This is a genomic window from Burkholderia stabilis (genome assembly GCF_001742165.1).
Classification (GTDB): Bacteria; Pseudomonadota; Gammaproteobacteria; order Burkholderiales; family Burkholderiaceae; genus Burkholderia; species Burkholderia stabilis.
The window spans coordinates 3,599,361-3,612,750 of record NZ_CP016442.1 but is presented as its reverse complement, the minus strand read 5'-3'; the positions used below and the strand labels follow the sequence as shown (position 1 = coordinate 3,612,750).

Annotated in this window: 14 protein-coding genes; 8 read left to right on the top strand and 6 right to left on the bottom strand. The window is 66.7% G+C overall.

What is annotated here, in order from left to right; translation table 11 throughout:
- Positions 1–10: 10 nt before the first annotated feature.
- Complete coding sequence (locus BBJ41_RS16795) at positions 11–1,768, bottom strand: ABC transporter permease (protein ID WP_069747339.1); 1,758 nt, start codon at positions 1,766–1,768, stop codon at positions 11–13.
- A gap of 453 nt (positions 1,769–2,221) precedes the next feature.
- Between BBJ41_RS16795 and BBJ41_RS16790 the strand changes: the two genes are divergently transcribed.
- Positions 2,222–2,488: a double-stranded DNA-specific endonuclease gene (locus tag BBJ41_RS16790; protein ID WP_011545926.1), complete on the top strand. Its 267-nt coding sequence runs from the start codon at positions 2,222–2,224 to the stop codon at positions 2,486–2,488.
- A gap of 45 nt (positions 2,489–2,533) precedes the next feature.
- Here BBJ41_RS16790 and BBJ41_RS16785 read toward each other — a convergent pair whose 3' ends face one another.
- Both BBJ41_RS16785 and BBJ41_RS16780 read right to left on the bottom strand, forming a co-directional pair.
- A complete protein-coding gene (locus BBJ41_RS16785; RefSeq protein WP_069747338.1) occupies positions 2,534–3,850 on the bottom strand; it encodes an ATP-binding protein in 1,317 nt (438 codons plus the stop codon).
- On the bottom strand, positions 3,834–4,559 hold the full coding sequence (locus BBJ41_RS16780) for a response regulator (RefSeq protein WP_006493394.1): 726 nt from the start codon (positions 4,557–4,559) through the stop codon (positions 3,834–3,836). The genes BBJ41_RS16785 and BBJ41_RS16780 overlap by 17 nt, the downstream gene beginning before the upstream one ends.
- Positions 4,560–4,784: 225 nt before the next feature.
- Between BBJ41_RS16780 and BBJ41_RS16775 the strand changes: the two genes are divergently transcribed.
- Positions 4,785–5,333: a Spy/CpxP family protein refolding chaperone gene (locus BBJ41_RS16775; protein WP_069747337.1), complete on the top strand. Its 549-nt coding sequence runs from the start codon at positions 4,785–4,787 to the stop codon at positions 5,331–5,333.
- Positions 5,334–5,403: 70 nt separating this feature from the next.
- Here BBJ41_RS16775 and BBJ41_RS16770 read toward each other — a convergent pair whose 3' ends face one another.
- A complete protein-coding gene (locus BBJ41_RS16770) occupies positions 5,404–6,099 on the bottom strand; it encodes a pirin family protein (protein WP_069747336.1) in 696 nt (231 codons plus the stop codon).
- A 358-nt stretch (positions 6,100–6,457) separates the two neighbouring features.
- Here BBJ41_RS16770 and BBJ41_RS16765 point away from each other — a divergent pair, with 358 nt between their 5' ends.
- The 4 genes from BBJ41_RS16765 (at position 6,458) to BBJ41_RS16750 (ending at position 9,646) form a co-directional block, all read left to right on the top strand.
- Positions 6,458–7,234 (top strand): ABC transporter substrate-binding protein, encoded by a 777-nt coding sequence (locus BBJ41_RS16765; RefSeq protein ID WP_069747744.1) that lies wholly within the window; start codon positions 6,458–6,460, stop codon positions 7,232–7,234.
- A 214-nt stretch (positions 7,235–7,448) separates the two neighbouring features.
- Positions 7,449–8,138 carry an ABC transporter permease gene (locus BBJ41_RS16760; protein WP_006489645.1) on the top strand — a complete coding sequence of 230 codons (690 nt, stop codon included), beginning with the start codon at positions 7,449–7,451 and terminating at the stop codon, positions 8,136–8,138.
- On the top strand, positions 8,135–8,848 hold the full coding sequence (locus tag BBJ41_RS16755) for an ABC transporter permease (protein ID WP_069747335.1): 714 nt from the start codon (positions 8,135–8,137) through the stop codon (positions 8,846–8,848). The genes BBJ41_RS16760 and BBJ41_RS16755 overlap by 4 nt, the downstream gene beginning before the upstream one ends.
- Before the next feature lie 18 nt (positions 8,849–8,866).
- The gene (locus tag BBJ41_RS16750; protein ID WP_069747334.1) at positions 8,867–9,646 is read left to right on the top strand and encodes an ABC transporter ATP-binding protein; all 780 of its coding nucleotides are present in this window, start codon (positions 8,867–8,869) and stop codon (positions 9,644–9,646) included.
- A gap of 68 nt (positions 9,647–9,714) precedes the next feature.
- Here the strand turns inward: BBJ41_RS16750 and BBJ41_RS16745 are convergent, their stop codons facing one another.
- The gene (locus BBJ41_RS16745; protein ID WP_069747333.1) at positions 9,715–10,212 is read right to left on the bottom strand and encodes a GNAT family N-acetyltransferase; all 498 of its coding nucleotides are present in this window, start codon (positions 10,210–10,212) and stop codon (positions 9,715–9,717) included.
- 88 nt (positions 10,213–10,300) lie between these two features.
- Between BBJ41_RS16745 and BBJ41_RS16740 the strand changes: the two genes are divergently transcribed.
- Both BBJ41_RS16740 and BBJ41_RS16735 read left to right on the top strand, forming a co-directional pair.
- Positions 10,301–11,272: a LysR family transcriptional regulator gene (locus tag BBJ41_RS16740; RefSeq protein WP_236872034.1), complete on the top strand. Its 972-nt coding sequence runs from the start codon at positions 10,301–10,303 to the stop codon at positions 11,270–11,272.
- A gap of 556 nt (positions 11,273–11,828) precedes the next feature.
- Positions 11,829–12,905 carry a porin gene (locus BBJ41_RS16735; RefSeq protein ID WP_069747743.1) on the top strand — a complete coding sequence of 359 codons (1,077 nt, stop codon included), beginning with the start codon at positions 11,829–11,831 and terminating at the stop codon, positions 12,903–12,905.
- A 139-nt stretch (positions 12,906–13,044) separates the two neighbouring features.
- On the opposite strand, the gene BBJ41_RS16730 is transcribed toward BBJ41_RS16735, so the two are convergent.
- Positions 13,045–13,383 (bottom strand): P-II family nitrogen regulator, encoded by a 339-nt coding sequence (locus BBJ41_RS16730; protein ID WP_006398637.1) that lies wholly within the window; start codon positions 13,381–13,383, stop codon positions 13,045–13,047.
- Between the last annotated feature and the right edge of the window lie 7 nt (positions 13,384–13,390).

The window sequence follows — 13,390 nt, the reverse complement described above, 5'->3', positions numbered from 1 at the left end:
TCAATCAGTCTCAGTCGAGCCGCAGCTTCGCTTCGGCGAAGGTATACAGCGGGCGCCACAGCAGGCGGTTGAACAGGGTGACGAACAGGGACATCACGGCGATGCCCAGGATGATCTTCGGGAAGTCGCCGGCGGCGGTGGTCTGTGCGATGTACGCGCCGAGGCCGTGCGCCTCGATCTTCGTGTTGCCCCACTGTACGGCTTCCGACACGATGCTCGCGTTCCACGCGCCGCCCGATGCGGTGATCGCGCCGGTCACGTAGTACGGGAAGATGCCGGGCAGGATCGCCTGCCGCCACCACTGCCAGCCGCGAATGCGGAAGTTCGTCGCCGCCTCGCGATAGTCGTTCGGGTAGGACGTTGCACCGGCGATCACGTTGAACAGGATATACCACTGCGTACCGAGCACGATCAGCGGCGACAGCCAGATGTCGGGGTTCAGGTGGAAGCCCGCGATCACGATCACGAACACCGGGAACAGCAGGTTCGCCGGAAACGCTGCGAGGAACTGCGCGAGCGGCTGCAGCTTCTCGGCCAGCCTCGGGCGCAGCCCGACCCACACGCCGATCGGCACCCAGATCACGGAGGCGATCGCGATCAGCACGACCACGCGCAGCAGCGTGATGAGCCCGAGCACGAGCACGTGGCCGACTTCGGCCATCGTCACGCCGGTCGACACGAAGCTGACGACGCGCCACACGATATAGGCCGTACCGATCAGCACGAGGGTCGCCCACGCGATGTCGACCGTGCGCGACGCCTTCTTCTCGACGCGCGGCAGCGTGAAACGCATCGCGCCCGACAGCGGCAGGCGCAGCGGAATCCGCGCCGCCTTGGCGAAGAACCAGCCGGCCGGCACGAGCAGTTGATGGATCAGGCGCGTGCGGCGCACGAGGTCGAGCAGCCACGACTCCGGCGCGTTGCCCGAGCTCGTGTTCTCCATCCGGAACTTGTCGGCCCACGCGACGAGCGGGCGGAACAGGAACTGGTCATAGGCCAGGATCACGACCGTCATCGTCAGGATCACCCAGCCGATCGCGCCGAGGTTCTTGTCCGAAATCGCCTGCGCGAGATACGCGCCGATCCCCGGCAGCGTGATCGTCTGGTTGCCGACGGTGATCGCCTCCGACGCGACGACGAAGAACCAGCCGCCCGACATCGACATCATCATGTTCCAGATCAGCCCCGGCATCGAGAACGGCACCTCGAGCTTCCAGAAGCGCTGCCAGGATGTCAGGTGGAAGCTCCGCGCCACTTCGTCGAGATCGCGCGGCACCGTGCGCAGCGACTGGTAGAAGCTGAACGTCATGTTCCACGCCTGGCTCGTGAAGATCGCGAAGATCGCCGCGAGCTCGGCGCCGAGCACGCGGCTCGGGAACAGCGCGAGGAAGAACGTGACGGTAAACGAGATGAAGCCGAGCACCGGCACCGACTGCAGGATGTCGAGGATCGGGATCAACACCATGCCCGCGCGGCGGCTTTTCGCCGCGAGCGTGCCGTAGATCAGCGTGAACGCGAGCGACGCGACCATCGCGGCGAGCATCCGCAGCGTGGTGCGCAACGCGTATTCGGGCAGGTTCGACGGATCGAGCGAGATCTTCTGCGTCTGCAGCACGCCGATCGGCGCCATCGTTTCATGGAAACCGACGACCGCCATCGCGAGCAGGCAGATGATCAGCGGAAACGCGATGAAATCCCACCGGTTCGGCAGGACGCGCCAAGCGGACGCGTTGGCGGTCCGGTTCGGATTGAAGAATCCGACGTCCATCAGGCGCTCTCCCCGGTAAGGCCGAACGAAGCCGGCAGTCGATGTTGATTCATGGCAAAGCGCACGGGCGCGGTAATTCGATTGACTGACGGTCTCACGCCGGCGCGTTGCGCCGTGCGTGCATGCGCTGCCGCGCGGCCCCGGTCGAGTCGGTCCGCGACGGCACGACACTACACCAACCTGTATTTCAGGTACAACCGTCCGGGAACGGCGCCGGCGGCGCACGGATCGTGCCCGACGCTCGGGCGGACGGCGGTGCGCGGTACGGAGCGGCCTGGCCGCTGCCCTACGACCGGCATGCAGGCCCGAATTATGCCGTGATCCGGCCCGGCCGTGAACCCGCCAGCCGCACGCGGGCGCAAACCGTGTCGGGCATCATCGGCCCGATACGGTGAACCGGGTATGATCGGGGCTGGCCCCCTTGGGGATCGATCGACGTGCGGGAGGAAGGGAATGGCAGGAAACTTGGTGATCGTCTGCCGCGATCAGGATGCCGACGCGTTCTATGAGCTGATGCAGGAGTACGGGTCGTTCCAGACGCGGCTGTCGTCGACGGCATGGTACCTGAACATGAACGTCGTGCCGGAATCGTTGCAGGAAGAAATCCTGGAGCGCCTCGGCCGGTATACGACCGTCTACATCTTCGAGGCCACCACCGTGACCTACAACACCATCGACAGCAACGCCGCCGAGACGCTCGGCACGCTGTTCGGCGAATGACGCCGCGCGGCGGCTTCCCGGCCGGGCAGCCGCCGCATGTGCCGCTTACGCGGCCTGGGCGTGGGGTTCGTCCTTCGGCACGACCTCGAACGGGAACGTCATCGCGACGCGCAGGCCGCCTTCGGGGCGGTTGCCGATGTCGCATGCCCCGCCCAGCCTGAGCACGAGCCGCTCGACGATCGCCAGCCCGAGCCCGCTGTGGCCGTTCCCGCCGCGCGCGGGGTCGAGCCGCACGAACGGCCGCGTGGCGGCCGCGAGGTCGCGCGGCGCAATCCCGCCGCCGCTGTCGCTGACCGACAGCACGTAGCCGGCCGGCGTGCGCGCCGTCTCGATGAACACCGGCGGCGCACCGTACGCATGCGCATTGTCCAGCAGGTTCGACAGGATCCGGTCGAGCGTCGCCGTCGGCAGCCGGAAGCCCGGATCGGCATCGAGCCGCGTCTGGACCGTCGGCGCGTTCGGCGCGACCGCGCGATAGCTGCGCGCGATCCGCTCGCAGGCCTGATCGACCGGCACCGGCTCGCTGCGGTCGGACCCGCCGTGCGCAAACACCAGAAACTGGTCGACGATGTGCGACATCGAATCGACGTCGCGCACGACACCATCGCGCAAACGCGCGTCGTCCATCATTTCCGCGCGCAGGCGCATCCGCGCGAGCGGCGTGCGCAGGTCGTGCGCGACGCCCGCCAGCATCACCGCACGGTCGTTCTCGGCCTGCGACACCTGTTCCACCATCTGGTTGAAACCATGCGTGAGCTGGCGCAGCTCGCGCGGGCCGCGCTCGCGCAACGGCGGCACCGGCTGCCCGCGACCGAAGCGTGCGACCGCGCGCGCCAGCGAGCGCAGCGGCTGCTGCAGCTGCCAGGCCGCGAACAGCGCGGCGATCACGCCAGCCGAGAAGATCGTGCCGAGCCACAGCAGCATCCGGTCGAGGGAGCGCGGCGGCCGCAGCGGCTGCACGGGCACCACGATCCAGTTGCGGTCGGTCGGCTCCTTGACCCACAGCACGGGCGGATGACCCGGCGCGCCAACCTCGACGCGCGTGCCGGGCGGCATCCGCTCGCTCACGTCGTCGCGGAAGCGCTTGAGCGCGGCCGGCAGGTGCGACGGATCGCCATTCGGCACATCGGCGCTGTCGGGCGTCACCAGCCGCACGCGCGACGGCAACGGCTGGTCGGGCGTGCGCTCGACGTGCTGGCGCACCGCGTCGACCAGGAACGCGGCCTCCTCGACCGCATAACGCGTCTGCATCTGGTTGCGCTCGAGCCGCATCGCGAAAAACCACGCGAAGTGCGACAGGAGCAGGACACCGACGACAAGCAGCGCGAGCCGCCCGAACAGTGAATCAATGGGTTTGCGCATGAGCCTCGCCGTCGGGCACGAACACGTAGCCGCGCCCGCGCACCGTCTGGATGAAGCGCGGCGTCGACGGATCCGTCTCGAGAATGCGACGCAGGCGCCACACCTGGACGTCGATGCCGCGGTCGGTGCCGTCGTACTCGGGCCCGTGCAGCAGCTCGAGCAGCCGCTCGCGCGTGAGCGTGCGCAGCGCGTGGTTCACGAAGATCTTCAGCAGCGCGAATTCGCTGCTCGACAGCGTGGCCGGCTTGCCGTCGACCGACAGCGTGCGCGCCTGGAAGTCGAGCAAGAAGCGGCCGAACGCGAACGGCTCGCGCTGTTCGGGCGCGGCCGCCGACGGCGTCGCGCGGCGGCGGCGCAGCACGGCCTGCACGCGCGCGAGCAGCTCGCGCGGGTTGAACGGCTTGCCGAGGTAGTCGTCCGCGCCGAGCTCGAGCCCGACGATGCGGTCGACGTCGTCCGCCCGCGCGGTCAGCATGATCACGGGGATGTCGTCGCCGGCCGCGCGCAACTGGCGCAGCGCGGTCAGGCCGTCCACGCCCGGCATCATCAGGTCCAGCACGATCAGGTCGGGCCGCTCGCGCTCCAGGCGCTTCTCGAGCGTCGCCGCATCGTGCAGCACGGACACTTCCATCCCCTGGCGCACGAGATAGTCGCGCAGCAGGTCTCGGAGTTCTTGGTCGTCGTCGACGATGAGGATCTGGGTAGTCATGGCTCGAAGTTTACCGCGCAAGGGTGGAGTCGAAGAACGAAACAAAGGGACGAAAGGGTTACTGCGGGTTACCGCGCAAGGGAACTGTAATGCACGGTAACCCGGCCGACGCCCCGCGTAACACCGGCAGACGCTTGCATCGCTAACCTGCGTCTTACCGGATGCGGCACACGGGTTGCCCCGCGGCCGCATCGCCGGACCCTTTGGATACAAGGAGTTTCTGAAATGTATAAGAAGACTTCCCGCGTGGCCATCGCGGCCGCTACCGTGCTCGCTCTCGCATTCGGCACCGCGCATGCCGCGCAGCCCAACGACATGCCGCCGCAGGGCGGCCCCGGCATGCACCAGATGCACGGGCACGAAGGCGGCCCGTTCGGCGCGATCATGAAACTGCATGACCAGCTGAAGCTCAACGCGTCGCAGGAACAGCAATGGCAGACGGCCGTCAACACGATGAAGCAGAGCCGTGACGCGATGCGCAAGAACCACGAACAGATGCGCGAGCAGTTCAAGGCGCAGCAGAACCAGCCGATTCTCGACCTGAGCGCAATGCACGCCGCACGCCAGCAGGCCGAGCAGCAGAACGCACAACTGCGCGAACAGACGTCCGCCGCGTGGCTCGCGTTCTACAACGGGCTGAACGACCAGCAGAAGACCACGGTCAGCACGGCGCTCAAGCAGCAGTTCGCGAAGATGGAGCAGCGCCACGAGAAGATGAAGGAACGCTGGCAGCAGCATCGCGCGGCCAAGGCCGCGTCGGCGCCGGCGCAGTAAGCCGGCAAGCCTCCCCCCGGGGTGGCGCCGAAGGGGACGCAGGCACCCGCCCGCGTCCCCTTTTTTCATGTCAGGCGACGTCGAACAGCAGCACCTCGGCCGCCCGGCCTCGCGCGAACGTGACCGCGTCCACGCCGCCGATGCCCGCGCCGTCGCCCGCCGCCAGCGGGCGGCCGTTGATCTCCACCTCGCCGCGCGCCACGTGCGCGTAGACACGGCGGCCGGCCGGCACGTCGAATGCCGCCCGTTCGTCCCCGTCGATCCATCCCGCGAAGATCCGCGCATCCGCCTGTACCGGCAGCGAGCCGTCGCCGCCGTCCGGCGACGCGACGAGCCGCAGCCGGCCGCGCCGGTCGTCGTCGGCGAAGCGCGTGTGTGCATAGCCGGGCCGGCCGCCCGCCCCGGCCGGCGCAAGCCAGATCCGCAACAGGCGCAGCGGCTGGTCGCGCGACGCATTGGTTTCGCTGAGCATGATCCCCGTGCCGGCGCTCGTGCGCTGCACGCCGCCCGCGCGGACGATCGCGCCGCTGCCGAGGCTGTCGCGGTACGCCAGCGCGCCGTCGAGCACATAGGTGACGATTTCCGCATCGCGGTACGGACGCATGCCGAAGCCGCGGGTCGGCGCGATGCACTCCTCGTTCAGTTCGCGCAGCGCGCCGAACGCCGGCGCGCCGCCACGCCCGGCGGCGCAGGGAAAGCTGTGATGGGACTCGTGCCAGCCATGGCTGCGCTGGTCGCGGTCGGCGGCACGACGGATCTGGAACATGGGAGCACTCCGTGAGACGCGTTGTTTCTGGTGTGCCCCAACTGTAAGGTTGCACCGACCCCGCCACAATCCGTCGACCGCGCACCGGATCGCTGCATTCACGACTGCAATTGACGCAATACCCGTTGCGAATGCGGTGATTGCCGCAACAGCCGAATCGAAGAATCGATCGATCGCGCCGGATTGCCGTTTTGCGGGTATCGCGTTCGGGTAGAATACCGCCCTTTTGGCGTTCGCCCTTCCGGCGCCGCCATCGCCAGAGCGCCGATCGGCGAATTTTGGCCGTCTAGAATACGCCGCGGCGCCCGGTCCGACCGGCCGCGAGCGCCCCCGGAAAGTCAGCAACAGAAGGATGGAAATGAAGAAGGCCGCCCTGTGCGCCGCCCTCGCCCTCGTGGCGGGCAGCGCCTTCGCGAAGGAGTGGAAGACCGTGCGGATCGGCGTCGATGCCAGCTACCCGCCGTTCGAGTCGACCGCCCCGAGCGGCGAGATCGTCGGTTTCGACGTCGATCTCACCAAGGAGATCTGCAAGCGGATCAACGTGAAATGCGTGTGGGTGGCGCAGGATCTCGACGGGATCATCCCGGCGCTGAAGGCGAAGAAGTACGACGTCATCGTGTCGTCGCTGACCGTCACGGACAAGCGCCGCGAGCAGATCGACTTCTCCGACAAGGTGTACGACGCGCCGGCGCGGATGATCGCAAAGGCCGGCTCGCCGCTGCTGCCGACGGTCGCGTCGCTCAAGGGCAAGCGCGTCGGCGTCGAGCAGGGCTCCACGCAGGAAACCTACGCGAAGGCGTACTGGGAACCGCAGGGCGTGACGATCATTCCTTACCAGAACCAGGACCAGGTCTACGCCGATCTCGGCTCGGGCCGCCTCGACGCGACGCTGCAGGACGAACTGCAGGCCGACTACGGTTTCCTGCGCACGCCGCGCGGCAAGGGCTTCGCGTTCGCCGGGCCGGAAGTGAAGGATCCGAAGACGATCGGCGACGGCACCGCGATCGGCCTGCGCAAGGACGATACGGACCTGAAGCTCAAGATCAACAAGGCGCTGGCCGACATGCACAAGGACGGCACCTACGACCGGCTGTCGCACAAGTACTTCTCGTTCAGCGTCTACTCGGCTCGCTGAGCGCCGACAAGAAGAAGCAACGGACGCGGGGGCGGCCCCGCATCCGGGCAGTACAGCAGTCAACCACGCGCCGCCCGCCCCTCGGCCCGCCGCTTGCGACGGGCCGGCCCGGCACCCATGCCGGGGCGGACGGTCATGATACGCACGGGGCGTTCCGCGCAGCTTGGCGGGCGCGTCTTTCGCGGCGCACCGCGTGCGCCGTCAAGGACCACATATGTTTCTACAAGGTTACGGCCCGCTGATCCTCGCAGGCACCTGGCAAACCGTCAAACTGGCGGTGCTTTCGCTTGCGCTGTCGTTCCTGCTGGGCCTGCTCGGCGCGGGCGCGAAGCTGTCGCGCAACCGCGTGACGAACGGCGTCGGCACCGTCTACACGACGCTGATCCGCGGCGTGCCCGACCTCGTGCTGATGCTGCTGCTGTTCTACAGCCTGCAGATCTGGCTGAACATGGCGACCGACGCGCTCGGCTGGGACCAGATCGACATCGACCCGTTCCTCGCCGGCGTGCTCGTGCTGGGCTTCATCTACGGCGCGTACTTCACCGAGACGTTCCGCGGCGCGTTCCTGTCGGTGCCGCGCGGCCAGCTCGAGGCCGGCAGCGCATACGGGATGACGAACTGGCAGGTGTTCACGCGGATCATGTTCCCGCAGATGATGCGCTTCGCGCTGCCGGGCATCGGCAACAACTGGCAGGTGCTCGTGAAGTCCACCGCGCTCGTGTCGATCATCGGCCTGGCCGACGTCGTGAAAGCGTCGCAGGACGCCGGCAAGGGCACGCTGCGGTTCTTCTTCTTCACGCTGATCGCGGGAGCGGTCTACCTCGCCATCACGACGATCTCGAACTTCGTGCTGATGTGGCTCGAAAAGCGCTACTCGACCGGTGTCCGCAAGGCTGACCTATGATCGAACTCATCCAAGAATACTGGCGCAACTACCTCTACACCGACGGCTACCGCATCACCGGCGTCGCGATCACGCTGTGGCTGCTCGTCGTGTCGATCGGCCTCGGCTTCTGCCTGTCGATACCGCTCGCGGTCGCGCGCGTGTCGAAGCGGAAGTGGCTGTCGAGCGCCGTGTGGCTCTACACGTACGTGTTCCGCGGCACGCCGCTCTACGTGCAGCTGCTGCTTTGCTACACGGGCCTCTACAGCCTGCAGGCCGTGCGCGGCACGCCGATGCTCGACGCGTTCTTCCGCGACGGGATGCACTGCACGCTGCTCGCGTTCACGCTGAACACCTGCGCGTACACCACCGAGATCTTCGCGGGCGCGATCAAGGCGACCTCGTACGGCGAGATCGAAGCCGCGCGCGCGTACGGGATGACGCCGTTCACGATGTATCGCCGCGTGATCCTGCCGTCGGCGCTGCGCCGCGCGCTGCCGCTGTACAGCAACGAAGTGATCCTGATGCTGCACGCGACGACGGTGGCCTTCACCGCGACCGTGCCGGACATCCTGAAGATCGCCCGCGACGTGAACTCGGCGACCTACATGTCGTTCCACGCGTTCGGCATCGCCGCCCTGCTCTATCTCGCGATCTCGTTCACGCTCGTGTGGCTGTTCCGCCAGGCCGAGCGCCGCTGGCTCGCGTATCTGCGCCCGCAAGGCAAGTAAGTTTTCGCAGGACTATTGATGAATTCCCAGAACCAGAAGCTTTTCGTCGACGATCTCCACAAGCGGTACGGCGACAACGAGGTGCTCAAGGGCGTGTCGCTGAAGGCGAACTCGGGCGACGTGATCAGCGTGATCGGCTCGTCGGGCTCCGGCAAGAGCACGATGCTCCGCTGCATCAACTTCCTCGAACAGCCCAACGCGGGCCGCATCTTCGTCGACGGCGAGGAAGTACGCACCGCGCTCGACAAGACGGGCGCGCTGCGCGCGGCCGACACGAAGCAGCTGCAGCGCGTGCGCACCAAGCTGTCGATGGTGTTCCAGCACTTCAACCTCTGGTCGCATATGAACGTGCTCGAGAACGTGATGGAAGCGCCCGTGAACGTGCTCGGCATCCCGAAGAAGGAAGCCGAGGATCGTGCGCGCGAGTATCTCGAGAAGGTCGGCCTCGCGCCGCGCGTCGAGAAGCAGTATCCGTCGCATCTTTCCGGCGGCCAGCAGCAGCGTGTCGCGATTGCGCGCGCGCTCGCGATGCATCCGGACGTGATGCTGTTCGACGAGCCGACGTCGGCGCTCGACCCGGAGCTGGTGGGCGAAGTGCTGAAGGTGATGCAGAAGCTGGCCGAGGAAGGCCGCACGATGATCGTCGTCACGCACGAGATGGGCTTTGCGCGCAATGTGTCGAACCACGTGATGTTCCTGCATCAGGGCCGCGTCGAGGAAGAAGGCGTGCCGGCCGAGGTGTTTGCCAATCCGAAGAGCGAACGCCTGCGCGGGTTCCTGTCGGGCAGCCTCAAGTAACGCAAGCCCTCACGAACGGGCGCCCCGCGGTTCACCGCGCGGCGCCCGTTTTGCGTTTACCGTCGTGTTTATCCGGCGCTCACCGGCGTGCTGTCGGCGAACGCGCGCAACGCGTCGCCTGCAAGCCGGTAACGCACCCATTCGCTCTGCGGCGCCGCACCGACGCTCTCGTAGAAGCGGATCGCCGGCTCGTTCCAGTCGAGCACACTCCACTCGAAACGCCCGCAGCCCGACTCGACCGCGATCCGCGCGAGCGCCTTCAGCAGCCGCAGCCCCGCGCCCGCGCCGCGAAAGCGCGGCGACACGTACAGATCCTCGAGATACAGCCCCTGCCGCGCGAGCCACGTCGAATACGAGAAGAAATACACGGCGAAGCCGGCCGGCTCGCCGTCGACCTCGCAGATCAGCGCGCGCGCCGGCGACCCTTCGCCGAACAGGCTGCGCTCGAGCGACGCAGGCGTCGCGACCACTTCGTGTTCCGCCTTCTCGTAGACGGCCAGCTCGGTGATGAAACGCAGGATCAGCGGCACGTCGGCGACGGTAGCGGAACGGATATCGATTGGCACGGTATGAGCCCTCCTGCGGCCCGGATCTGAAAAGGGAAGCAGCGCCGCGCAACCGCGCTGGCGCCAGTCAGATCGTCATGCTACGTTCATGCGGTTACTGCAGGAAGTGCAGTTTCTTCATTCTGACCTGAACATGATGCATCCCGATCTGCGCCGCCTCGACCTGAACCTGCTGCTCGTGTTCGACGCGCTGTACCGCCACCGGTCGGTCGCCGCGGCCGCCCACGAGCTCGCCATGAGCCCGTCCGCGCTGAGCCACGCGCTCGCGCGGCTGCGCGACGCGATCGGCGACGCCCTGTTCGTGCGCCTCGGCAACGAGATGCAGCCGACCGTCCGCGCCGACGACATCGCCGCGTGGGCCGGCGGCGCGCTCGACGCGATGTCGAAGGGGCTCGCCCGTGCGCGCCGCTTCGATCCCGCGCAAAGCGACCGCACGTTCGTGTTCGCCGCGACCGACTACACGGCGTTCGCCGTCCTGCCGGCGTTCCTTGCACGCATCCAGCACGTCGCGCCGCAGTTGCGGATTCGCGTCGTCCATTCCGACCGCAAGATTTCCGTCGACGCGCTCGCCGCCGGCCGCATCGACTTCGCGCTCGGCTATCACGAGGAATCGGCGGCCGACGCGCCGGGCATCGAGGATTTCGACTGGTTCTCCGACGACTACGTCGTGATCGCGAGCGCCGCGCATCCGGACATCCGCCGGCGGCTGACGCTCGACCAGTACCTCGCGGCGCGCCACGTGGTCGTCACGCCGTGGAACGAATCGCGCGGCGTGGTCGATTACGTGCTCGACCGGCTCGGCCTCGCGCGGCAGGTCGCCGTACAGTTGCCGAGCGTGCTCGCCGCACCGTTCGTGATCGCGGAATCCGCACTCCTGATGACCGTGCCGAACCGCGCTGCGCAGGCACTGCGACACGCCGCGCCGATCCGCATCTTCCCCGCGCCGTTCGAGATTCCGCGCTATACGGTGAAGGTCTATTCGCACGCGAAGCATGCGCGTACCGATGCGCACCGCTGGATTCGCGCGCAGTTGCTCGACGCCCGTCCGGACCCGGGCTGAGCGGCGCGCACCGGGGCGCCAGGCCATGCGCGGCGGGCTTCGCACAGCGCTGGCCGCCAGCCTCTAATTCATTACGAAATACTTACCAATTTCGCATCTTTCGCGCTTACGCCCACGTTATTGCAACGTCAATAGTGGCAATCCTTGACCCATGTCCGTAGGAATCGTGTCTCCCTTGCGGGACAAGGGTTTTCCGGTAATCGACAACCCTCGGTACACCCGTTGCGCACTGTGTTGCATGGCAATTTGGCGACACGTGTTAGTCAAACAACGATTTCCATCGCCACAAAATTGTATTTTTGCTAAATTAGTAACCAAAGTAGCAAAACGAAGTTCGTGAAATGTAGTTTAGCTTCACGACACTACAAGGAGACCCCGCAGGCCGACCCGGCTGTGCGCGGGACCGCTCAACGGTATTTTCGTCCGCTTGCCCGCGTGCTGTGCTTACCGGCCCTGCACGAGGTCTCCCTGGTTATCCCGCTTTTGCCCGGCGCTCGTCGCTCCGGGCATCTCGTGCAGTTCTGGGTTGACTTTTTGACAGGGTATGGAGGAGACGATGAAGAAAGCTTTGGTCGCGGCCGCGCTGATGGCTGCTGGGGTGGTTACGGCGCACGCGCAGAGCAGCGTCACGCTGTATGGCCGTCTGGATGCAGGCATCGAGTACATGAACGGCCTGCAAAACGGCCACCAAGTGCGCGCGGAAAGCGGCGACTGGGGCACGAGCCTGTGGGGCTTGAAGGGTAGCGAGGACATCGGCGGCGGCAACAAGGTCCTGTTCCACCTCGAAGGCGCGTTCAACACGATGACCGGCGGCTTCAGCGGCTCGATCTGGGATCGTTATGCGACGGTCGGCATTTCGAACGATCGCTACGGTACGCTGCTGTTGGGTCGTGAGCTCGCGATCGCCAACGGCGTGTGGGACTTCGACCCGTTCGGCCAGTCGGCCTGGTCGACCGCATCGCTCGTACGCGGCCGCAACTGGAACAAGACCAGCAACAACGTTTCGTACCAGTCGCCGCAGTTCTACGGCCTCGACTTCTACGGCCAGTTCTCGTTCTCGAACTCGACCAGCTTCAACGGCAACACGACGGCCGGCCAGCCGGGCCGTGCAGCCGGTGCGCAGGTCACGTACACGAACTCGCTGTTCCAGTTGCGCGGCATCTACGACGAAACGCGCGACAGCAGCGGCCGCTTCTCGGACGTGTTCAACTATTCGCGTGAATACTTCGCGGGCGTGAACGTGTTCCTCGGCCAGTTCAAGCTGCAGGCCGCCTACCAGGCATCGCGCGCGGACGGCAGCGGCGGCCCGGCCGTGAACGCCGGCGTGACCGGCACCCAGCAGGTCTGGGGCGGCGTGACGTGGCAAGCGACGCCGGCAGCGGCGCTGATCGCAGCCGTGTATCACGTGAACGCGAACCACGGCGGCGGCAACGCGAACATCTATACGGTCGGCGGTTCGTACAACATCTCGAAGCGCACGCTGTTCGACCTGCAGGTCGCGACGGTGCGCAACAGCTCGTCGGCCAACTTCGGCCTGAACGCGAACGGCGCCGGCACGGCCGTTTCGACGGGCAACCCGAACCCGGGCGGCAGCCAGACCGGCGTCTACGCCGGCATCCAGCACCTGTTCTGATCGGGCGCTGCCGGAGAACGATTCGACAACACTTTCCACGCTGCTGCGAGAGGCGCGTATCGGTGCGGTACCCACCCGGGTATCGCACCGTTTTTTATTGGGCGGGCCGGCTTTGCGCGGCCTTTGCCGGAAGCGGCGCTCAGACGGCCGCTTCGTTCTCTTCGCCGGTGCGGATGCGGATCACGCGCTCGACGTCCGACACGAAGATCTTGCCGTCGCCGATCTTGCCGGTGCGCGCCGCGCCGATCACCGCGTCGATCACCTGGTCGACCTGCGCTTCCGCGACGACCACCTCGATCTTCATCTTGGGCAGGAAGTCGACGACGTATTCGGCGCCGCGATACAGCTCCGTGTGCCCCTTCTGGCGACCGAAGCCCTTCACTTCCGTCACGGTCAGGCCCGTGAGACCCACTTCGGCGAGCGCTTCGCGGACTTCGTCCAGCTTGAACGGCTTGATGATGGCGGTGATGCGTTTCATGATGGTT

Excerpts from the sequence above, each read along its gene's own strand:
- BBJ41_RS16795 (WP_069747339.1), bottom strand. The coding sequence starts at position 1,768 with ATGGACGTCGGATTCTTCAATCCGAACCGGACCGCCAACGCGTCCGCT.
- BBJ41_RS16790 (WP_011545926.1), top strand. The coding sequence starts at position 2,222 with ATGGCAGGAAACTTGGTGATCGTCTGCCGCGATCAGGATGCCGACGCG.
- BBJ41_RS16785 (WP_069747338.1), bottom strand. The coding sequence starts at position 3,850 with ATGCGCAAACCCATTGATTCACTGTTCGGGCGGCTCGCGCTGCTTGTC.
- BBJ41_RS16780 (WP_006493394.1), bottom strand. The coding sequence starts at position 4,559 with ATGACTACCCAGATCCTCATCGTCGACGACGACCAAGAACTCCGAGAC.
- BBJ41_RS16775 (WP_069747337.1), top strand. The coding sequence starts at position 4,785 with ATGTATAAGAAGACTTCCCGCGTGGCCATCGCGGCCGCTACCGTGCTC.
- BBJ41_RS16770 (WP_069747336.1), bottom strand. The coding sequence starts at position 6,099 with ATGTTCCAGATCCGTCGTGCCGCCGACCGCGACCAGCGCAGCCATGGC.
- BBJ41_RS16765 (WP_069747744.1), top strand. The coding sequence starts at position 6,458 with ATGAAGAAGGCCGCCCTGTGCGCCGCCCTCGCCCTCGTGGCGGGCAGC.
- BBJ41_RS16760 (WP_006489645.1), top strand. The coding sequence starts at position 7,449 with ATGTTTCTACAAGGTTACGGCCCGCTGATCCTCGCAGGCACCTGGCAA.
- BBJ41_RS16755 (WP_069747335.1), top strand. The coding sequence starts at position 8,135 with ATGATCGAACTCATCCAAGAATACTGGCGCAACTACCTCTACACCGAC.
- BBJ41_RS16750 (WP_069747334.1), top strand. The coding sequence starts at position 8,867 with ATGAATTCCCAGAACCAGAAGCTTTTCGTCGACGATCTCCACAAGCGG.
- BBJ41_RS16740 (WP_236872034.1), top strand. The coding sequence starts at position 10,301 with ATGCGGTTACTGCAGGAAGTGCAGTTTCTTCATTCTGACCTGAACATG.
- BBJ41_RS16735 (WP_069747743.1), top strand. The coding sequence starts at position 11,829 with ATGAAGAAAGCTTTGGTCGCGGCCGCGCTGATGGCTGCTGGGGTGGTT.
- BBJ41_RS16730 (WP_006398637.1), bottom strand. The coding sequence starts at position 13,383 with ATGAAACGCATCACCGCCATCATCAAGCCGTTCAAGCTGGACGAAGTC.